Here is a 19,311-nt window from a genome sequence, read left to right as displayed (position 1 = left end):
CTTTAAAATCCCCACAATCAACACAAGCTACTATTCTTTCATGGGCGCTAAACTAGAATACCGAAGGATGTATAGCCTTTTCCTCAATTATGTGTTTGCTTACTAGGTGGCGCAAACCCTCTTTAAAAAGGGGGCTTCATTGCGAAATGCCCCTATGCGCTTATGAGTTTTGATTAAAATTTAGTTACCGGCACTTAAAAAAAGCACAAAAACCTTTTATAAACCATTCATTCAATCTTAAAAGACCTAGCTTTTTTTCATTTTCTTTTCTATGAAAATGTTCAAGCATTCTATGAGCAAGGCAAAACCAATACCCGCATACAAATAATTTTTATCAACATGCAAATGCAAGCCTTCTAAAAACAAAAACACGCCCACAACGAGCAAAAAAACAAAGGCTAAAGTTTTGATGCGATAATGCCTTTCAATAAAATCGCCAACGATTTTGGAAAAAAACATCATCACGATTACAGATAAAATAATAGCAAGCGCCATGACTTCTAGGTGTTTAGCGATCCCAATAGCCGTGATCACGGAGTCTAAAGAAAAGACAATGTCTAAAAACATGATTTCTATTAAGGTGATGGAAAAGCCAAACGCTTTTTCTTGGCGTTTTTCTTTAGGGTAAATCTGCTCTTTTAGTTCCACTAACGCCTTAAAAGCCAAAAACGCCCCCCCTAAAAGCAGCACCACATCACGCCATGAAAAGCTCATGTCCGCTATAGCGAATAAAGATTTTTGCAAATGGCTGATGAAAAACAAACTCCCTAAAAGCCCTATACGAGCGATCATGGCTAATCCCAAGCCTAAAATCATGGCCTTATTTTGCTGGTGTTTGGGGAGTTTATAAACCATCACCGTGATAAAAATGATATTATCAATCCCTAGAACGATCTCTAAAAGCGTGAGCGTAGCCAAGGAGACTATGCCATGCGGTGTAGAAAGAGCGTCTAAGAGTGAGGATAAAAATTCCATGAAAGGCTACAACCAGCCTTTCTTTTTGAAATAAATCACCGGGAGGATCGTAGAAATCGCCATGATAATCAGCGCGAAAAGATACCCATACTGCCATTCTAACTCCGGCATGAATTTAAAATTCATGCCATAAATCGTGCCGATCAAAGTGGGGGGCATCATCGCCATGGTCGCCACAGTGAAGAGCTTGATGATTTTATTTTGCTCCACATTCACTTGAGAAGCGAACAGGTTTTGAATGTTATCAAGCGAGTTGAGATTGACCGTCGTAGACTCCACTAACGAGCTAAAATCGGTTAGAATGATATTTAAATTATTTTTAGTATCGCTATCCACTTTATTGCTCCTTAATAAAGCGGTGATAATGCGCCGTTTGTCAAAAAAGGAATCCCTTAAAGCCACATTAAATTCTTGCAAATTGGACAAGCGCACTAAAATATCATCATGCGTAGAAGTTTCTTTAAAAATGATGTTTTTACGCAACAGGCTCGTTTGTTTGTTGATCCACTCTAGGCATTCTACCCCTTTTTCAAAATACACTTCAAAGATTTTGGTTAGAATATCAAACCCGTCTTCAAATTTTTTAGGGCTAGCCAAAACCTTTTTTTGGATAGAATCAAAGATTTCTAAAGTCCCGTAATAGATCGTGAAAAGAATGTTATTAGACAAAATAAAGGTCGCCATTTCCGTGTGGAAAGTCTCATTTTCATCCTGGTTGGTGAAAAAAGCGTTGATCGTAACGCTGGAGCTGTCTTCCCAGTATTTGGTTACTGATGAGACTCGTTGGGAATGATCCGTGTTGTAGTGGATAGCGTATTCTTGGCTTAGAGTGGCTAATTCATTGGGCGTGGGGTTGATTAACTCAAACCACAACACTTCATTTTCCTCTATGTCAAAACCATTAAAGTCATTAAAGCGTTTTTTAATGACAAATTTTTGCTGCTTGAAAAACACGTTCACCATAAGCGATCCTTAGAGTTAATGACGTTTATCCAAAACCTCAAAACAAGGTAAAATTTTGCCCTCTAATAATTCCAAGCTCGCCCCCCCACCGGTAGAGATAAAGCTCATGTTATCCTTTTCGCCCGCGCGATTGATCGCATCAATGGTGTCGCCCCCACCAACGAGCGAGAAAGCGTAAGTGTCAGCGATTTTGTGGGCTAAAAAGGTTGTGCCTCTAGCGAATTCTTGCTTTTCATGCACGCCTAAGGGGCCATTCCATAAAATGGTGGGCGCACTCTCTATGACTTCAGAAAATAATTTCAGGCTCGCAGGCCCTATATCAGCGATCTTGTGTTTAGGCTCAATGTCTTGGACGGGTGAAATTTTGATGTGTTTGGGGTTGAGAATGTCATCAGTGGTAACAGCGTCTATAGGTAAATAGACTTTGACTTTTTTTTCTTTCGCGCTTTTTAATAATTCTAGGGCGTCATTGATTAGGGCGTCTTCCACAGAAGAATCCTGCACATCATAGCCCAAGGCTTTTAAGAAGGTGTTGCTCATCGCCCCGGCAATGATGAGCTTGTCTATGAGATCTAAAATGTTTTTTAATAAAGTGAGTTTGGAGCTGACCTTAGCCCCCCCCACAATCAACAATAAAGGGCGTAAAGGGTGGTTAAACGCTTGATAAAACGAATCAATTTCTTTTTTGAGTAAAAACCCGCTCACTTTTATGGGAGCGAATTTGGCGGTGCCATAAGTGCTGGCATGCTTTCTGTGGCTCGTGCCAAAAGCGTCATTCACAAACACATCGCACAAGCTCGCTAAATCTTTAGCCAGATTTTCATCATTTTCTTCTTCGCCTTTTAAAAAGCGGATATTTTCTAAAAGAAAAATCCTTGTGGGCGCGTTTTCGTTTAGGGCTTGCTTGAGTTGCACGATATTTTGAGAAAAAACCACTTCATGATTTAAGAGTCTTTCAAGGCGTTTTAAAAAAGGCTTTAAACTTAATTTTTCTTCAACCCCTTTAGGGCGGCCCAAGTGGCTCACTAAAATAATATCCTTAGCCTTGTTGTCAATACAAAATTGGATGGTGGGCAAGCTCTCTCTGATACGCGTATCATCAGTGATATTCAAATTTTCATCTAAAGGCACATTAAAATCCACCCTAATAAGCACCCTTTTATGGCTCACTTCCACTTCTTGAATGTTTTTAACGTTTTGCATAAACGACATTTTAGCTAACATGAAAAATCCTTTCTTTTAATTTTGCGCTATATATTGCGCCATGTCTATCAAGCGCTCGCTATAACCCATTTCATTATCATACCATGCCAATACTTTAGCATTTTTTTCGCCTATTGTCATGATTTGATCATCAATCACGATCGCGCTAAAAGGCGAAGAAATAAAATCGCTTGAAACAAGCCTTTCTTCATCAATGCTCACAACCCCTTTAAAGGCATGCTTACAAGCGTCTTTAAGCGCATGCTGAACGCTTGCTTTGCTCACAACTTTTTTAAAGCTCAAAGATAGATCCACTAAGCTCACATTAGGGGTAGGCACTCTAATCGCAAGGCCTGTAATCTTAGGGCCTAAATGCGGTAAGACTAGCGAAATGGCTTTGCTCACGCCGGTGCTTGTGGGGATAAGGTTTAAACCAGCCGCTCTAGCGCGGCGGATGTCTTTGTGCTTGGTGTCTAAAAGGTTTTGATCGTTAGTGTAGCTGTGGATGGTGGTTAAAAGCGCGTTTTCTACTTTAAAGGCTTCATCTAAGATTTTGAGTAAGGGAGCGGTAGCGTTAGTCGTGCAAGAGGCGTTAGAAATCACGCTTTCGTTATGGTAATTTTTATGATTCACCCCATAGACAAAGGTGGGGGCGTTTTGCGCAGGAGCGGAGATGATGACTTTTTTCACGCTGTTTTTAAGATGAGCGCTTGAAGCTTCTAGGGAATTGAATTTCCCGGTGCATTCTATGATGATTTCTGCGTTAGCGACAGAAAAATCAAGCTTGTTAATGTCTCGCTCGCTCAACACTAAAATATTTTTACTATGCCCGATATTTAAGGTTCTATTAGCGTTTAATTTGGCTTCAAAATGCCCATGCACGCTATCATGGCGTATCAAATGCAAAAGAGTTTCTAATTCAGCGGTAGAATTGATGGCTACGATTTCTACGTCTTTTCTTTGGCTGGCGACTCTTATAGCGCACAAACCGATGCGCCCGGTCCCATTGATAGCGATTCTAATTGGCATGTTTTCCCTTTATTTAAAAATTGATATTTTATCACAAATGCTTTTAAATCAAGGCATTCTTAAGGGGTTCTGCCTCATTAAGCATCAATCACAAACTGAAATCAAAATCCTTATGATAAACCTCTCTATAAGTTTTTTGAACGCTTGTAAAAACCCCACTCCCTAAAAACCCCCTAGATAATGGGCTAGGGTGAGGGGCTGTGATGATGATGTGTTTGTTTTTAGGGATTAGCGCGATCTTTTTTTGGGCGACTTTCCCTAATAACACCACGATTAAAGGGGAGATCGTTTCAAAAAGACGCATCAGTATCCTATCGCTAAAAGCTTCCCAACCAATATGCTTGTGCGAAGCGGCTTGGTTTTTTTCCACGCTTAAAATGGCGTTCAATAACAGCATGCCCCTTTTAGCCCATGCGCTCAAATCCCCACAACAAGGCATAGGCACGCCCAAATTCGCATGCAATTCTTTAAAAATATTCCTTAAACTTGGAGGAATGGGGGCGTTTTTTTCCACGCTAAAGCTCAACCCCATCGCCACCGGCAATTCTTGCTGATTTTCTAGGTAGGTGGAATGGTAGGGGTCTTGCCCTAAAAGGATGATTTTAACCGCACTAGGGGGCGTTAGATTGAGCGCATAAAACAGATTAGAGCTTCTAGGGAAAATGGTTTTAGGGCTTTTTAGGGCCTCTAAGTAGCGTTTTTCTATTTCTAAAAAATAAGGCTTTTTAAATTCGCTTTGCAAAAACTCCCGCCAAGCCAAACTCAAAGGAGCGCAGTCAAAAAGCTTCATGGTTCGCTAGGGTTTAATTCATGATAGTGTTTTAAATACTCTTTTTGCATGCGTTCTTGTAATTCTTCATACCAGGTGGGCGAGTTAAAATCAGGCGTATAGCTTTCTAGCATGACTAAACGGGTGCACGCTTTATAGGCTTCTAGGGGCTTGGAATTAAAGATTTTAATGGAATTGATTAACACCATGGGCTGGATTTTGAGCTGGAATTTTTCGGCGATGATTTTAGCCCCTTGCTTGAAAGGGAGGAATTTTTCTCCCCCTTTGCCTCTAGTGCCTTCAGGGAAAATCACTAAAGGGCGGTTTTGATCTAACTTTTCTTTACACGCTTTCAAAAGGCTCACAATCCCCTTTTTATCCTCTCTGTCAATTAAAATCATTCCGGTATCCGTTAAGGCATGCCCATAAAAAGGGATTTCACCTAGCTCTTTTTTAGCGATCCAGCAAATATTACTGGGGTGGTAGGCTTCTAAGTAAATAATGTCTAGTAAGCTTTGGTGGTTTAAGACAATGAGTTTAGCGTCCGTATCAAAAGCGCCTATTTTTTCTAAATGAACCCCGGTGAGCGTGAAAAAACATGCACAAGTTTTACGGCTAGAACGAGCGTTATTGTTTTTGCGGTTAAAGTAATTGAAAACAATGATAACAGCTAGTCCTATAGCGATCACTAAAGCCCTATAAATCGCTCTTAAACGATTGGACTTTTTATTTGACTTCATCTTTTTTGACCCATCCTATTTGTTCATGCGGCGTTAGGATTTTATAATAATCATCATGCGAACCTAAGATTTTAATCGGCATTTCATTTTTAGAAAGCCCTAAAATGGTGGAATTTTGCGTGGGCAGAATGCGGATTTTTTTATGAGCGAGCAAAATGGCTGATTTTTGCGTGAATAAAAGGTGATACAAAACAAACCCTAAGCACAAAATCCCAAGCCCTAAAAAAATGAGTTTGCGCCCAAAAATGAAGAACAGCACCAAGAAAAACACGCACAAAGCGAGCAGTGCCACGTTAGAAAAGACTAAAAAATTGTTTTTAGGAATAAGATCGCTTTGAATACCGGTAGTGTCTTGAGTGGGAATGGCTGAAAAAGATAAGGTTTTAAATTGCTTATTTGAAAGCGAGAAATAATCAAAAGAAAGGTTTTGAATAGTCTTAGGCAACACGCAATAATAAAAAACGCTCCCTTCTTTAGCCTTGATCTGGTTTAAAGAGGCATTATCAAACCCCTGTTTAATCGCTTCTTTGATGTGAAAATCTTCCCAAGTGGCTTCTTTGAACGCTATTTCCATCACCAAAATATTGTTTTTATCGTCATAATCTTTGGTTTTGTATTGCACAACTTGTAAATCTTTGGCCATGACATTCGCGTAACGAGGGTTTTTGGATAAATCCGTTACTTGCAAAGCAACTTTTGGGGCTATGGAATGATCGATGTATTTGTCTTTATTGGAAAATGCGCTCACTTCTAAGGACGGAATAATCGCTTTTACGCCCTTAATCTTGTAATAATAAGTCGCTCTGAAAAGCTCTTTTTCCACCTTTTTCCATTTAGGCATCTTGTTTAAAAGCTCAATTTGGGTTTTATCCAACCCGTCTTTGATTTTGGCTTCCAAAAACTCAGCGTCAAACAGCAATAAATCATAAGTTACGCCTATAATTTGACCGATATAAACCGGATTATTTTCCAAATCTTCTAATTGGGGGATTTTCACATAAGCCACTTTAGCCTTGATTTCTTCTGACTCAGAAGTGTTTTCAGCAACCAAAAAGCTTACCCAAAAGCTTAAAATCAAGCCAGCGACTTTAATGATTTTGATTGAGTGGGTGCAAAAACTCATTAACGATTTTTCAAATAAAAACCCCATGAGTTTTTATTTCTTCTTAGGCGCTTTTTCATCCATTTTCTCATCCACGATAGACCAGGTTTTCAAGCTGTCAATAGCGATTTTTAGCTGAATATCATCGTTGATCATTTTAGGAGTAACCTCTTTTTCCTCTTCGTTTTTCTTGTCTTTATCCGCCTCTTTGGAATTAGGGGTTTTATCATCAAGTTTTTTAAGCTCTTGCTCTAAATGGTGTTTTAAATCCGCTTCTTTCAAGCTGAATTTGTTTTCATTTTCTGGTGCTTTACCCGGATAAATCACAATATCAGGCGTGATCCCCTTAGCTTGAATGGTGCGCCCGCTCGGCAAATAGTAGCGCGCGGTCGTGATTTTAATGGCTTCGTCTTTATTGACAGGGAGTAACACTTGCACGCTTCCCTTACCAAAGGTTTTTTCACCGATAATCACGGCTCGTTTGTGATCTTGCAGTGCCCCTGCGACGATCTCGCTCGCGCTCGCTGAACCGCCATTGACTAACACCGCAACAGGCAAATTGGCATAAGGGGCTCTGCCATTAGCCTTGTATTCTAAATTTTCTTCTTTATTTTTGCCTTTTTGAGAGACTAAAACCCCCTCTTTAATGAAGAGGTTAGACAAGCCTACCGCCTGGTTTAATAACCCTCCAGGATTGCCCCTTAAATCCAACACGATCCCCTTAGCCTTAGGGTTAGCTTTTAAGCCGTCTAAAACCGATTTGGTAACATTCTTGTCAAAACCACTCACTCTCACATACAGATAAGGGGTTTTTTCAATCTTTTTCACATAGACAGAGGGGAGTTTAATGATGTCTCTAATGATGTTAAACACCAAGGGTTTTGGCTCGTTTTTTCTCACAATGGTGATCTGAATAGGGGTTTTTGGCTTGCCGCGCATGAGATTGATCGCATCATCAATGCTCATGCTCAGCGTGCTTTCGTTATTGATTTTTAAAATGTTATCGCCTGACTTAACCCCAGCCTTGTAAGCGGGAGTGCCTTCTAAGGGAGCAATAACGGTCAAAACGCCATCGCGCATGCCCACCGTGATTCCAAGCCCCCCAAATTCGCCCTCGGTTTGGGCTTGAAATTCCTTAAACTTCTTTTCATTCAAATACGCTGAATGCGCGTCCAAATTAGAGAGCAGGCCTTCAATCGCTTTAGTCATGATCTCAGAAATACTGATTTTATCCACATACTTTTTTTCAATTTCTGTAACCACATTGGAGAAACGACTGAACGCTTCCACCCTTTTAGCCGCTAATTCTTGCGGATCTTCTTTGACCGGCTTGACCGGCTTTTTTTCCTTAACTTCACCACCATGCAAACTCACCGCAAGAGAAATCGCTAACAACCCTTTAAAAAGTCGTTTTGTCATTGTTAATAGCACCACCCATTTTTGAGATTAGAAAGAATCACCTTTAAGGTTTTATTCAATTTTTGCGTTTATTCTATCTAAAATTTAGATAACATGCCCATTCATTCACTCATTTTGAGCCTAATCGGTATAATAAAAATGCGTAACTCCCCGATCCATTCACATGCAAATCGCAAAGCATGCCCGTTACAAAAAGATTAGAAATGGGGCTTACTTTAGAGCCTCTATCGCAAAGACAATAACTTTTGCGCTAACTTTGACGCTAATTGCTGATAGATTGTTTTATTTTGTTGTCTAAAATGCTCTACTAACATTTTTAAAACTTTTTGTTCTGGGAATAAAATTAACACAAGATTGAAAATTTCACCATTATCCAAAAGCTTTCTATAAATGCTTGGCGCTAAATCTTTGATTTCTTGAAAGCTCTCTGAAGGATTTTCATCAAAATTCAAACTGGGTAAATCAGGTAAGGTTTCACGCCATCGCGCTAAATGGTTTAAAACCTCATCCCAAACTTGCAAGATATTAAGATTTTCAAACAACTCCTTACCATAACACAAGCTCAAAGGCACGCCATAACCAACAGATAATTTTTGCAATTCTTCTTTATAATAATTTTGATTTTTATTCAAACTCTCATCTATAAAGTAAAAATAGCCTTGAATGTTTTTGCCATAATGATGGATTAAAGCCTCTAATTTTCTTTTAAAGTTATCTATTTGCCCTCTCTTTTTGGCGCTGTCATGGTCATCTCGCATTTTTTGTTCTATAAAATAATAGGTGTTATCTTTTTTAGCAAACTGATCTAATTCTAAAGATTCCATTTTTTCTTTACCCTTATTGTAATAAGGGATTTTTTTAGATAGAGGCGAAAAGTTATGCTCTTTTAAATACTCTTCTATTAAATATTCAAACGCATCGCCAAACTTAATCTCATGGGAAGTCAATAAATTTTGTAATAGTTTTGTTTTAGGCTTAGTGGGTCTAAAAATCCCCAAATAGCGTTCAGGATTTTCAGCAATATTTTCAAGTAATTTTGCTTTAGATGTTCCAAAGACAAAACGATTAAAAATCTCGTTAAAGGTTTGATAATCCATTAAAACTCCTTTTGGCAGATATAACGCAATTCATCTAGCAATAAAAATTGATTTTGATAATACGCATAAAAAAATTTCCAACCATTATGGTTGGTTTTATTCAAATATTTAGCGCTCATCTTATGAATAGAAGTTTCATAATTTTCATTATCCCTCACTTGTCCGTTTTCTAAAACTTGACAAATTTTTTCTTTGTTAGATGAGTATAAAAAATCTCCAATTTTTAATAATTGTCTAGAAATTAAAAGACTCATAGGGATTTTTGGGGGTTTAGTTTCTAAAACTAAATTAGTGATAAAATCGCTTTTATCCCTAGTGTTATTCAGGCGTTTTGCCGCTTCTTTGATATAAAAAGAATCTTTTTCAATGCCAATAAAATACCTATTCATAGATTTAGCCACAGCCCCCGTTGTGCCTGTGCCAAAAAAGGGATCTAAAATAATATCTTTAGGTTTAGTCGCGCTTAAAATGATTTTTTTTAAAAGCGCTTCTGGTTTTTGCGTGGAATGCACTTTCTTGCCTTGCGCGTCTTTTAATCTTTCGCTACCAATGCAAATAGGGATTTGCCAAACCGATTTTTCTTGTTTGTCATTATTAAGATACTTCATTGTTTTATAATTAAAGCTAACTTTGCTGTTTTTGTGTTTAGCACACCAAATAAGCGTTTCATGGGCGTTGCATAGTCTCTTGCCAGCAAAATTAGGCACCGGATTACTCTTGTGCCAAATAATATCATTGAGTATCCAAAACCCTAAATTTTGCAAATGAAAACCAATTCTAAAAATATTTTGAAAACTCCCTATCACACAAATACTGCCATTATCTTTTAAAACCCTTTGGCATTCTTTTAGCCAACCCAAACAAAAGGTATCGTATTCCTTAAAAGAGCCAAATTTATCCCAATGATCCTCAACGCCTTGAAATTTTGTGCCTTCAAAACGCTTCAATTCCCCCTCTGTTTGCATAAAATATGGGGGGTCAGCAAAGATAAAATCAACGCTTCTGCTAGGAAAATCTTTCAACTTTTCTAAACAATCCCCCTCTATGATAGTATTTAAGTTTTCTTTTAAAAAATCCATTATTAACTAACCTTTTATATCTGCTACTCTAATTATTTTAACACAAGCGTTTTAAGGCTATCTTAATGTTTGATCTCTGACTCTATCCTAACTGAATGCGGGTAAGACCTATTTGGTTTTAGCATTTTTTATATTTTTTCAGTCGTAAGATCTTTAATGCTTTCTAAATATTCTTTTAGCATGCTAATAACCCTTTTTTAAAGTCTTTAAGCCATTTTCATGTGCATGTCAATAAAAGTGGCTTGATGGATTAAAGCCCCTACGCTAATGGCATCTACGCCGCTTTTGGCGTAAGCGTTGATGCTCTCTAGTGAAATATTCCCGCTCGCTTCCAATAAAACAAAGGGATAATGCATATCTCTATAAGTGGCAATTTCTTTAGTCTCTAAAACGCTCAAATTATCGCACATCACAATATCCGCTCCCGCATTCATGGCGTTTTTGGCCTCTTCAAAGCTTTCGCATTCAATTTCAATTTTAGCCGTGAAAGGCAAATTTTTTCTGGCATGCGTTAAAAAACTTTTGAGATCTTTGACATGCTTTAAATGCGTGTCTTTAAGCATTAAAGCGTCATCTAGCCCTAAGCGGTGGTTGCTCGCTCCCCCATTAAGCACGGAATATTTTTCAAAGATCCTTAAAAGGGGTCTGGTTTTTCGTGTGTCCAACAAACGCACTTCATGGGAGTTTAAAGCTTCTACAAAACGACTCGTTAAAGTAGCGATCCCGCTGCTGTGTTGCAAAAGGTTTAAAAGGGTGCGCTCAACCTTTAAAAGCATGCTAAAATCCCCCCTAATCTCCATTAAAGTGTCTTTAGGCTTGAAGCGTTCTTTATCCTTAATCGTTTGAACGCATTCAATGCCAGTCATTTCCAACAACTCTAAAGCGTATTTTTCGCCTGAAAACACGCCCTCTTGTTTAGCCCTAACAAAGGCTGTGGCTTTAAAATCTTTTTCTAACACCCTTTCAAACAAATCCCCATGCCCTAAATCTTCTTTTAAAACGCATTCTAAAAAGGTTTTAATCTCCATTAGGACAACTCCATCATTTTAGTTAAAGCGAGTTTGGCCAAACGCGCCACCTCATCTTTTAATTCAATCATATTAAAAGCCCTGTGGTTTTTATAAGCCTTTAAGACTTCAAACAAATCTTTTAAAGTCGTTTCATTCATGGTAGGGCAAAGGGCGAGCGTGCTAGAAAGAATGAAAGTGTTTTGGTGGTTGCGCTTGGCTTTCAAGCGATTGACCAAATTGCTTTCAGTGCCTATGGCGACTTTTTGATGGGGGCTTAACTTTTCTACAAATTCTATGATTTGACTCGTTGATCCGCTAAAATCAGCATTTTGAACCACGCTAGGTTCGCACTCTGGATGGACAGCGATTAAAATATCCGGGTATTTTTGGCGGTAAAATTCAATGTCTTCTAATTTGAAAAGCTGATGCACCGAACAAAAGCCGTTATAACAAACCACATCAGCGTTTTTAATTTCTTCTTGGCTGTTTGCGCCTAAAATCGCGCTTTTTAAGCCATTTTCTAGGGCTAGATTTTCCCCCAAGCATTTATCCGGTAGGAAAAAGATTTTTTTATTTTGTTTTAAAGCGTGATTAAAGATCTTAGAAGCGTTGCGGCTCGTGCAAACCACGCCACCATCTTTAGCGACTTTGGCTTTCACTTCAGCGTTAGAATTGATATAAGTGATAGGGTAAAATTCTTTAACGCCGTATTCTTTTAATAAATGAACGCTTCTATCGTAGTAGTGGCTATCAATCATTCTCGCCATAGAACAGCATGAGAGTTTGGGCATGATCACTTGTTTGTTAAAGGCTAGGGCTTTGACGCTCTCCCCCATAAAATGCACCCCGCAAAACACGATGAGGTTTTTATCGCTTTGGCTTGCGATTTTGGCTAATTCCAAGCTATCGCCTGTGTGGTGGGCTAACTCTACAATCTCATCTTTTTGATAAAAGTGAGCCACTAAAAGCGCGTCTAAATCGTTCAATAATTCCACAATAGAAGTTTTTAAATCGTTATCAGTTGGCATGAAATTCCCCTATACTTTCCCCAAACTTCACGCTTTTTTCTTTCAAATCTTTAAAAGCGGTGTTTTGAATGAATAAAACGATCGTAGAGCCCATTTCAAAATTCCCTAAATTATCCCCCTTTTTAACCTTAATGGGGGGGTTATAAGAGTAGGTTTGCGTGAAACGGACTTTAGCGTTAGTTTGGATATTCTTATCAAAATTGAAACGCATTTTACCCACATTTAACGCCCCCACCGCTACAAAATACAACCTATTGCCTTGAATGTCTTTTGCAACAAGCACCACCCTTTCATTGCCCACAAACAGATTGTTGTTTTTGTTTAATGAGGGTTTATTGACCGGTAGTAATTTCCCCGCAAAATAACGAGCCTCTAAAATTTCTAAATCGCAAGGGGCGTGGTAGTGGTGGTAATCTTTGGGCGAAAGGTAAAAATTCACATAGAAAAAAGAAAGCCTTAAGGGGTTGATTTCGCCCACTAATTCATGCGCCTTATAGGGCATGCCTTTAATCTGTAGGGCGGTATCGTTGTCTAAAAAAGCGCATTCGGTGATCAAAGCGTCGCAAGGCGCAATGCAAACATTAGGGGCTTTGTCAAAGGGCCGTTCTTTTTTTAAGGAGCGCGTGAAAAGGGCGTTCAAGCTCTTGTAATTTTCCAAAGGCTCAAACTCGCTCAAATCAATTTTAAAGATCTTAACATAAAGGGCGTTGATGCCTTTTTGGATAAAAGAAGGGAATTCATAGCCAGCCACAGAGCCAAAAACCCTTGAAAGAGCGTTGCTTAAAGCTACCATTTTAACCCTGCCATGTTCAATATAAATTCCACCTCGCCCTTACTCACTTTAAACTCTTTAGAGATAGAATCCACGCTATAACCCTCTTGATACATTTTCAAAACCTGTTTTTCATTGATCTCATCGCTAGCGGCATAATGCCCCATGTCTTTGAATTTGTTTTCTAAAGTAATGATTTTTTCTTCTAAATAATCGCGCTCTTTGTCCATGGATTTTTGGATTTCTTGCAACTGGCTATAAAGGTGTGAAAGGGTCGTTTTTAATGAGCTATCCTCTTTAGCGCTTTTTTCTAAAGAAAGGCCTTCCAAACGCCCCTCTAATTCTTGCAAACGCTTAGAATAAATATAATTTTCTTGATAGGATTCGTCTAAGGTTTTTTCTAAACGCCTCATTTTATGGTAAAACTCTTTTTCTTTAAGATACAAATACCCCACCAAGCACACCAACACCAATAAAATCGCCCCTAAAACGACCATAAACAAATCATTAGAAGATAACATTACCGCTCCCGTTCATAATTTTAAGCCTTTTCTTTCGCTATGGACAATGAAAGAATCGTAACGCTTGATGTCTAAAGCGTGCATGCGCGTGATTTCTAAAAAATCTTTATCCCTAGCCACGCCAAAAAAGGCTAGGATTTTCCCCTCTAACACGCAACGCCCATAGTAAGTTTGAGGCGCTATCAGGCTTTGTTTTTTTAAGCAGATAAGCCCATGCCCTAAAGCGATGATGCGGTTATTTTGCTCCAATTCAAGCAGATTTTCTTTTAAAAGCAAGCTTTCTAATTTTTCTAGCTTGAAATACAGCGCTTTGAGCAATTCCAAAGTGTCATTTTCAACATTCAAGCGTGAAAAATCAAAGCCAGAATTTAACCAATCAAATTCTTCTAACACCGCTAAAGAATGTTTACTTTTAGAGATAAACCTTTCATAAGAGAACGACAAATCGCACTGGACTAAGCGCGTTTCAAACCCTAAAGCTTGGGATCTTAAAACCAACTCATGCATGCTTAAACCCCACATCAAGGACGATAAAAATAAAAAACACCACCCCCAAATAGCCATTACTCACAAAAAAGGCTTTAGGAATGTTTTTATAATCTCTAGCGACTAAAATCTGCTCATAGAGTAAAATCAAGGCTGAAACCCCTAATCCCAAATACGCAAAAAGCCCCCCATGATAGCATTTCACAAAACAAAGCCAACACACAAGTGCTGCAAGGTGTGAGAGCCTTGAAAGATTCAAGCACCATTTTTCCCCTAATTGGCTAGGAATAGAAAACAAACCCCTTTCTTTATCAAACTCCATATCCTGTAAAGAATAGAGCAAATCAAACCCAGCCACCCATAGCATCACCCCTAAAGCCAAAAAGACATTCCATAAAGGGATCGCTCCTAAAACCGCCACGCTTCCTGCAATGGGGGCCAAACCCAAAGCCAAACCCACGACAAAATGCGCCAAAGAAGAAAAGCGCTTGAAATACGAATACCCTCCTAAAATGATTAAAAAAGGTAACGAAAGCTTGAAAGCTAAAGGGTTAATGAAATAGCTCACCACCACGAACAAAAGAGCGTTTGAAACGCTAAAAATGACCATGCCTTTAACGCTGATTCTGCCATCCACGCTCGGGCGGTTTTTCGTCCTTGGGTTATCCTTATCAATATCCCTATCCACCAAGCGGTTAAACCCCATAGCGAAGTTTCTCGCCCCTAATAAGGCCAAAAAACAAAGGATTAAGGTTTCTAAGCCAAAAAAGAGCGTTTGATTTTTTTGATAGGAGCTTATGACCATAGCCATGAGTAAAAACATGCTAGAAAATATCGTATGCTCTAATGCGACCAACTCGCTTAAAGCTTTGATTTTGTGCGTGATTTTTTTAAGCAATTATTTGATCCCTAATAAAATGACTTTTCTAACCTACAATTAAGCTAGGCATTATAATATATTGATAGCAACAATACAAGAAAAAGCCCGCGCTTAAAACGTTCATGCTTAAATAAACTTTAAAAAAACGTGCACTTAGAATCGTTAAAAATAAATGCACCCCCAAAAGCCATAAAGGCGAAGGGATTGAAATCGTAGGGATGGTTAAAGGCATGCTTAGAACGTTATCCAACAAAGACCCTAAACCCACCGCATGCAAGAACAAACTCAAAGGGAAAAACACGATAAAAATCAAGCCTAAAGGAATGCTAAAGAGCTGGTAGGGCGAAAACATAGGGAAAAAGGCATGCGCGACAATGAGCATGTTCAAAAACACTAACACGCTTAAAGCGATCGCTTGAAACGATCGCACCAAAAAAGAAGAATCTTTAAAAAAAATTTGAGTGTGTTTTAAAAACAAAAAGATATACCACACCCCACAAACAGAAAGCAAAAACCCCACGCTAAAAAGCAATTTAGGGAGTAACGCTATTGCGATACAGCACGCTAAAATCAAAAGTTTAAAACTCAAAAGCCTTACCCCAAAAAAGCATGCCAAAAACCCTAATAAGCCCATTAAAAACGCCCTGAAAAAAGAGGGTAAAAAATCTAATAGCAATAAATACCCCAGCAAAAAAACCCACACCAAAGCCCCTATATCATAAAAAGCGTTCCTGTAAGGGAAATAGCGTTTTTGTAAGGGGGTATAAAAAAGAGAGAAAAGAAAATACACGCTCATGCTCAAAATCCCTAAATGAAACCCGCTAATGGCCAGTAAGTGGTTGATCCCTAGCGCGTTAGCCCTATCTCTTAAGTCTTTATTCAAGCTATCCCCTATAAAGAGCGCTCGATACAAATTGCCCACCAAAGCGTTGGAATGGGCGCTGTCAATGAAATGGCGCAAATGCGATTTGAAATTGTGTTTTCGCGTTAAAGAAAAAGAATAAGTTTGAAAAAAGCATGATTTTAGAGACTCTAAGAACGAGCAAGGCTTGATCTTGCCAAAAAATTGCGCGTGGCGGTATTGGAGGTTTTTTAAAGGCTCTTTAATGGTGGTGTAAAAGATCATGCCCTTAGATTGGAGTTTTAAGACAAAATAGGTTTTTTGATCTTTAGTTTTGGGGTATTGCAACAAGATTTGAGCGTTTAAGCTTGTAGGTTTTGAAAAATCAAGCTTTTGGTAATTCAAGCATTCTAAATAAAGATTGATTGCCAACAAAAGGCTTAAAAACACCCCACACCATAAGTATTCTTTGGGGGTTGAAAGAAGTTCAAACGCCCCCTGAAAAGTTTTGTCTTTCAAGTTGTAATTATATCATAATCCACTTTAGTTTCTTGCCCCTCTTCTAAATGGGAATCTATGGGCATGTCTTCATAGCGCGTGAAAGGAGCGTTAAAACGCGTATAAACCGTTCCTGTAGCCCCATTCCTGTTTTTAGCCACGATGATTTCAGCCTCTTCAATGCTGCCATTTTGCTTGTGGATACGCCTTTCTTCATTAACTTTTAAATGCAACTCTTGCGCCTCTTCAATTTTGCCTTCTTTTTTGAGTTTGTCTATTTTGTTGTCTTCAGCCCTCATTTGATAGATATAGCCTCTATATAAAAATAAAACAATATCAGCGTCTTGTTCAATCCCCCCGCTGTCTTTAATATCCGAAAGAATGGGCCGTTTATCGTCTCGGTTTTCCAGGCTGCGGTTGAGTTGCACTAACGCTATGATAGGGATTTCTAATTCCCTAGCCAAAGTTTTAAGCTCCCTTGAAATTTCAGCGATTTGCTCATGGCGCTCTTTAGTGGCTTTACTCCCTGACATGAGTTGCAAATAGTCAATAAAAGCGATACCCAATTCCTTGTGTTGGGATTTAAGCTTTCGTAGTTGCAAGCGGATTTGATCCATTCTCACGTAACTTTTATCGTAGAAAAAGAGTTTTTTTTGCGAAAGGTGATCAAAGCATTTGGCTAAATTTTCCCATTGATCATCATCAAGCCTTGCGCTCTCTAAATCATGCATGTTAATAGAAGTGAGATCCGATAGCGCCCTTAAGGCGAGTTGCTCTGCGGACATTTCCAAACTAAAAACCGCTACCCCCCTATCGTCATTGAGCGCAGCTAAGACCATGTTCATCATCAAACTGGTTTTACCCATAGACGGCCTTGCCCCTATAATGACCAAACTCCCTTGATTAAAACCGCTCGTATAATTATCCAATTGGACAAAGCCAGTCGGTATACCGGTAACTTTTAAACTCCCTTTTCTTTGGTTTTCTGTAATGAGATTCATTGCGCTTTCAAGCACTTCTTTAATACCCCTAAAGCCCTCAATCGTGCTGCCATTCAATAACGCATAGACTTCTCGCTCCACAGCGTTTAAAATATCGCTGGATTTTTGTGCGCTTTCTAGGGCTTGCTCTCTAATGGTGTTAGCCAAAGTGAAAAGCTTTCGTTTAATGGAAGCGTTTTTAATCTCTTCCACATAGGCTTCAATATTGTCTATGGGGCTTGCCGCAAAAATAGCGACTAGATCATCTTCGCTGATTTGCTTGTCTTTGGGCATTTTTTGGCGGATAAAATTCTCATCAATGGGGCAATCTTCTTCATGCAGTTTTAAAGCGATTTCAAAAAACAAGCCATGGGGCGGGTAGTAAAAGTCGCTAGGCTCTAAAACGCTGTGGATCTCTTCAATCTTATGATTGGCCAACACAATACCCGAAAGCACGATCCTTTCAATGTTTTGCAATTGTTGTAAATGCTGCAAATGCTTTAAATGATCCATTCTTATCCTTTTACAATCGTTTGATCTTTTCTATCAAATCTAGGGGCGTTAAAGCGTAATGATTCTTAAATTCTAAACCCGCTAGGGCATGCGCCAAACTTGCGTTAATGGCGGCGTCTAAAGGCGTGTAGTTTTGAGCAAGCAAGCTTACAATCAGCCCCGCTAACACATCGCCACTCCCAGCTTTAGCCAAAGCCACGCTCCCTAAATTGTTGATAAAAACCCGCCCTTGATGAGCGATTAGGGTATTAGCCCCTTTTAAAAGTAAAACCACCTTGGGGTATCTTTGAGAAAAATCCCTTGCGATTTCTAGCTTATTGTCTAACAATTCTAGCATGCTTATATTGATCCCCACTAATTTTAACAACGATAAAAACTCTTTAGGGTGAGGGGTTAAAATCGCTTCTTTTTCTAAGGCTTGCAATACCTCTTTATGATAAAAAACGCCCGCATCTAAAACGCATGGGGCTAATCCAAGCCACTTGTTAAAATCCTTTGGCAAACCCTCTAAACCCATGCCAAGAGCGAACGCGCTGAGTTTTTTAGGGAAATTTTCGCAAAAAACCAATTCTAAAGGCTTGTTATTAGAAGTTATCTCGCATTCTAACGCTTGAACGCTCACCACCCCAGATCCAAAACTTAACGCGCTTAAAGCGCTCAATAACCCCGCCCCACTATGCTTGCCTAAAAGCACATGCGCATGCCCGTAATCGCCCTTATGAGCGTTTTTTCTATCCCTTAAGGGCAGTTTGAGATCGCTTTTTTCTAGTAAAAAAGTGTCCGTTGGGATCTCATAAATTTGATTAAAAACCCCCAAATGCCCCACTTTCAATTCCCCTATATAGTCTTTAGCCCTATCGCTTAGTAAGCATGACTTGATAGCGCCCATGCTGATAGTCATGTCCGCTTTAAACGCCCTCTTATCCACCCTGCCTTTAGAATCGATCCCGCTAGGAATGTCGCAAGCGATTTTAAAGCGCGCTTTTTGAGAAAGGCTCTCAAAGTTTAAAAACGGCTCTAATTCGCCCTTAAAGTTACTCCCTATCACGCAATCTATTAACACATCGCATTCTAAATCTTCATTCTTTTCTTCCCATGTTTTGATGACTACCCCCACTTTTTTAGCCCTTTCTTTTTGCAATTGGCACATGGGGCTTTTGGCTCGTTTCATTTCAAAGACCAGCACTCTAAAACGCCCCATTAAACGCCTAGCTAACGCATAGCCATCGCCCCCATTGTCCCCACTCCCACAAAGGATAATGACCTTAGCGCCTAAAGAAGCGTTTTGTAAAACCGCCCTTTCTAAAGCCATAGCGGCGTTTTCCATTAAAATGTCTTCGCTTAAAAACAATTCTTCAATCGCCCTTTTGTCTAGGGCATCCACTTTTTCATACACTGAAAGCATC

20 protein-coding genes and 1 pseudogene are annotated in these 19,311 nt (G+C 39.1%); 1 reads left to right on the top strand and 20 read right to left on the bottom strand.

Features of this window, described 5'->3' with window-relative positions; all coding sequences use genetic code 11:
• The coding region (locus tag H7O61_RS05635) for an outer membrane beta-barrel protein (RefSeq protein ID WP_120966095.1) at positions 1 to 106 on the top strand (106 nt) is incomplete at its 5' end.
• Between the two features lie 140 nt (positions 107 to 246).
• Here H7O61_RS05635 and H7O61_RS05630 read toward each other — a convergent pair.
• From H7O61_RS05630 to H7O61_RS05540, 20 genes and pseudogenes are all read right to left on the bottom strand, one after another.
• On the bottom strand, positions 247 to 975 hold the full coding sequence (locus tag H7O61_RS05630) for a TerC family protein (RefSeq protein ID WP_187875406.1): 729 nt from the start codon (positions 973 to 975) through the stop codon (positions 247 to 249).
• A gap of 6 nt (positions 976 to 981) precedes the next feature.
• Positions 982 to 1,938 carry a magnesium/cobalt transporter CorA gene (gene corA, locus H7O61_RS05625; protein ID WP_000248507.1) on the bottom strand — a complete coding sequence of 319 codons (957 nt, stop codon included), beginning with the start codon at positions 1,936 to 1,938 and terminating at the stop codon, positions 982 to 984.
• 15 nt (positions 1,939 to 1,953) lie between these two features.
• Positions 1,954 to 3,162 (bottom strand): phosphoglycerate kinase, encoded by a 1,209-nt coding sequence (locus H7O61_RS05620; protein ID WP_187875405.1) that lies wholly within the window; start codon positions 3,160 to 3,162, stop codon positions 1,954 to 1,956.
• A 15-nt stretch (positions 3,163 to 3,177) separates the two neighbouring features.
• Entirely contained in the window at positions 3,178 to 4,170 is a 993-nt protein-coding gene (gene gap, locus H7O61_RS05615; protein WP_187875404.1) for a type I glyceraldehyde-3-phosphate dehydrogenase, read from the bottom strand.
• 88 nt (positions 4,171 to 4,258) lie between these two features.
• Positions 4,259 to 4,960, bottom strand: a complete 702-nt coding sequence (ung, locus tag H7O61_RS05610; RefSeq protein WP_187875403.1) for a uracil-DNA glycosylase — start codon at positions 4,958 to 4,960, stop codon at positions 4,259 to 4,261.
• Positions 4,957 to 5,679 carry a 1-acyl-sn-glycerol-3-phosphate acyltransferase gene (locus tag H7O61_RS05605; protein ID WP_187875402.1) on the bottom strand — a complete coding sequence of 241 codons (723 nt, stop codon included), beginning with the start codon at positions 5,677 to 5,679 and terminating at the stop codon, positions 4,957 to 4,959. The genes ung and H7O61_RS05605 overlap by 4 nt, the downstream gene beginning before the upstream one ends.
• Positions 5,666 to 6,829 (bottom strand): SH3 domain-containing protein, encoded by a 1,164-nt coding sequence (locus tag H7O61_RS05600; RefSeq protein ID WP_187875401.1) that lies wholly within the window; start codon positions 6,827 to 6,829, stop codon positions 5,666 to 5,668. Before H7O61_RS05600 ends, H7O61_RS05605 begins: the two co-directional genes overlap by 14 nt.
• Positions 6,830 to 6,835: 6 nt before the next feature.
• On the bottom strand, positions 6,836 to 8,200 hold the full coding sequence (locus H7O61_RS05595) for a S41 family peptidase (protein ID WP_187875400.1): 1,365 nt from the start codon (positions 8,198 to 8,200) through the stop codon (positions 6,836 to 6,838).
• Between the two features lie 109 nt (positions 8,201 to 8,309).
• Positions 8,310 to 8,435, bottom strand: a pseudogene (locus H7O61_RS07895) (DNA methyltransferase); the annotation flags it as partial.
• On the bottom strand, positions 8,425 to 9,297 hold the full coding sequence (locus H7O61_RS05590; protein WP_187875399.1) for an HpyAIV family type II restriction enzyme: 873 nt from the start codon (positions 9,295 to 9,297) through the stop codon (positions 8,425 to 8,427). The gene H7O61_RS05590 and the pseudogene H7O61_RS07895, both read right to left, overlap by 11 nt.
• On the bottom strand, positions 9,297 to 10,376 hold the full coding sequence (locus tag H7O61_RS05585; RefSeq protein WP_187875398.1) for a DNA-methyltransferase: 1,080 nt from the start codon (positions 10,374 to 10,376) through the stop codon (positions 9,297 to 9,299). Before H7O61_RS05585 ends, H7O61_RS05590 begins: the two co-directional genes overlap by 1 nt.
• Before the next feature lie 206 nt (positions 10,377 to 10,582).
• A complete protein-coding gene (nadC, locus tag H7O61_RS05580) occupies positions 10,583 to 11,404 on the bottom strand; it encodes a carboxylating nicotinate-nucleotide diphosphorylase (protein WP_187875397.1) in 822 nt (273 codons plus the stop codon).
• Positions 11,404 to 12,414, bottom strand: coding sequence for a quinolinate synthase NadA (gene nadA, locus H7O61_RS05575; RefSeq protein ID WP_187875396.1), 1,011 nt, complete (start codon positions 12,412 to 12,414; stop codon positions 11,404 to 11,406). Before nadA ends, nadC begins: the two co-directional genes overlap by 1 nt.
• Positions 12,404 to 13,207 carry a phosphatidylserine decarboxylase gene (locus tag H7O61_RS05570; RefSeq protein WP_021173514.1) on the bottom strand — a complete coding sequence of 268 codons (804 nt, stop codon included), beginning with the start codon at positions 13,205 to 13,207 and terminating at the stop codon, positions 12,404 to 12,406. The genes nadA and H7O61_RS05570 overlap by 11 nt, the downstream gene beginning before the upstream one ends.
• The gene (locus H7O61_RS05565) at positions 13,201 to 13,707 is read right to left on the bottom strand and encodes a DUF6115 domain-containing protein (RefSeq protein WP_000953120.1); all 507 of its coding nucleotides are present in this window, start codon (positions 13,705 to 13,707) and stop codon (positions 13,201 to 13,203) included. Before H7O61_RS05565 ends, H7O61_RS05570 begins: the two co-directional genes overlap by 7 nt.
• A 12-nt stretch (positions 13,708 to 13,719) precedes the next feature.
• Positions 13,720 to 14,214 carry a hypothetical protein gene (locus tag H7O61_RS05560; protein ID WP_187875395.1) on the bottom strand — a complete coding sequence of 165 codons (495 nt, stop codon included), beginning with the start codon at positions 14,212 to 14,214 and terminating at the stop codon, positions 13,720 to 13,722.
• The gene (gene mqnP / locus H7O61_RS05555) at positions 14,207 to 15,049 is read right to left on the bottom strand and encodes a menaquinone biosynthesis prenyltransferase MqnP (protein ID WP_231623800.1); all 843 of its coding nucleotides are present in this window, start codon (positions 15,047 to 15,049) and stop codon (positions 14,207 to 14,209) included. The genes H7O61_RS05560 and mqnP overlap by 8 nt, the downstream gene beginning before the upstream one ends.
• Positions 15,050 to 15,119: 70 nt before the next feature.
• A complete protein-coding gene (locus H7O61_RS05550) occupies positions 15,120 to 16,433 on the bottom strand; it encodes a ComEC/Rec2 family competence protein (protein ID WP_187875393.1) in 1,314 nt (437 codons plus the stop codon).
• Complete coding sequence (locus tag H7O61_RS05545) at positions 16,430 to 17,905, bottom strand: replicative DNA helicase (protein ID WP_187875392.1); 1,476 nt, start codon at positions 17,903 to 17,905, stop codon at positions 16,430 to 16,432. Before H7O61_RS05545 ends, H7O61_RS05550 begins: the two co-directional genes overlap by 4 nt.
• A gap of 10 nt (positions 17,906 to 17,915) precedes the next feature.
• Positions 17,916 to 19,310, bottom strand: a complete 1,395-nt coding sequence (locus H7O61_RS05540; RefSeq protein WP_187875391.1) for an NAD(P)H-hydrate dehydratase — start codon at positions 19,308 to 19,310, stop codon at positions 17,916 to 17,918.
• Between the last annotated feature and the right edge of the window lies 1 nt (position 19,311).

The organism is Helicobacter pylori, from assembly GCF_014496965.1.
Classification (GTDB): Bacteria; Campylobacterota; Campylobacteria; order Campylobacterales; family Helicobacteraceae; genus Helicobacter; species Helicobacter pylori_CZ.
The sequence above is the reverse complement of the archived record's forward strand: the minus strand, read 5'-3'. Positions and strand labels throughout refer to the sequence as shown.

Coding starts and splice junctions, on each gene's coding strand:
- H7O61_RS05630 (WP_187875406.1), bottom strand. CDS start 975: ATGGAATTTTTATCCTCACTCTTAGACGCTCTTTCTACACCGCATGGC.
- corA (WP_000248507.1), bottom strand. CDS start 1,938: ATGGTGAACGTGTTTTTCAAGCAGCAAAAATTTGTCATTAAAAAACGC.
- H7O61_RS05620 (WP_187875405.1), bottom strand. CDS start 3,162: ATGTTAGCTAAAATGTCGTTTATGCAAAACGTTAAAAACATTCAAGAA.
- gap (WP_187875404.1), bottom strand. CDS start 4,170: ATGCCAATTAGAATCGCTATCAATGGGACCGGGCGCATCGGTTTGTGC.
- ung (WP_187875403.1), bottom strand. CDS start 4,960: ATGAAGCTTTTTGACTGCGCTCCTTTGAGTTTGGCTTGGCGGGAGTTT.
- H7O61_RS05605 (WP_187875402.1), bottom strand. CDS start 5,679: ATGAAGTCAAATAAAAAGTCCAATCGTTTAAGAGCGATTTATAGGGCT.
- H7O61_RS05600 (WP_187875401.1), bottom strand. CDS start 6,829: ATGGGGTTTTTATTTGAAAAATCGTTAATGAGTTTTTGCACCCACTCA.
- H7O61_RS05595 (WP_187875400.1), bottom strand. CDS start 8,200: ATGACAAAACGACTTTTTAAAGGGTTGTTAGCGATTTCTCTTGCGGTG.
- H7O61_RS05590 (WP_187875399.1), bottom strand. CDS start 9,297: ATGGATTATCAAACCTTTAACGAGATTTTTAATCGTTTTGTCTTTGGA.
- H7O61_RS05585 (WP_187875398.1), bottom strand. CDS start 10,376: ATGGATTTTTTAAAAGAAAACTTAAATACTATCATAGAGGGGGATTGT.
- nadC (WP_187875397.1), bottom strand. CDS start 11,404: ATGGAGATTAAAACCTTTTTAGAATGCGTTTTAAAAGAAGATTTAGGG.
- nadA (WP_187875396.1), bottom strand. CDS start 12,414: ATGCCAACTGATAACGATTTAAAAACTTCTATTGTGGAATTATTGAAC.
- H7O61_RS05570 (WP_021173514.1), bottom strand. CDS start 13,207: ATGGTAGCTTTAAGCAACGCTCTTTCAAGGGTTTTTGGCTCTGTGGCT.
- H7O61_RS05565 (WP_000953120.1), bottom strand. CDS start 13,707: ATGTTATCTTCTAATGATTTGTTTATGGTCGTTTTAGGGGCGATTTTA.
- H7O61_RS05560 (WP_187875395.1), bottom strand. CDS start 14,214: ATGCATGAGTTGGTTTTAAGATCCCAAGCTTTAGGGTTTGAAACGCGC.
- H7O61_RS05545 (WP_187875392.1), bottom strand. CDS start 17,905: ATGGATCATTTAAAGCATTTGCAGCATTTACAACAATTGCAAAACATT.
- H7O61_RS05540 (WP_187875391.1), bottom strand. CDS start 19,310: ATGCTTTCAGTGTATGAAAAAGTGGATGCCCTAGACAAAAGGGCGATT.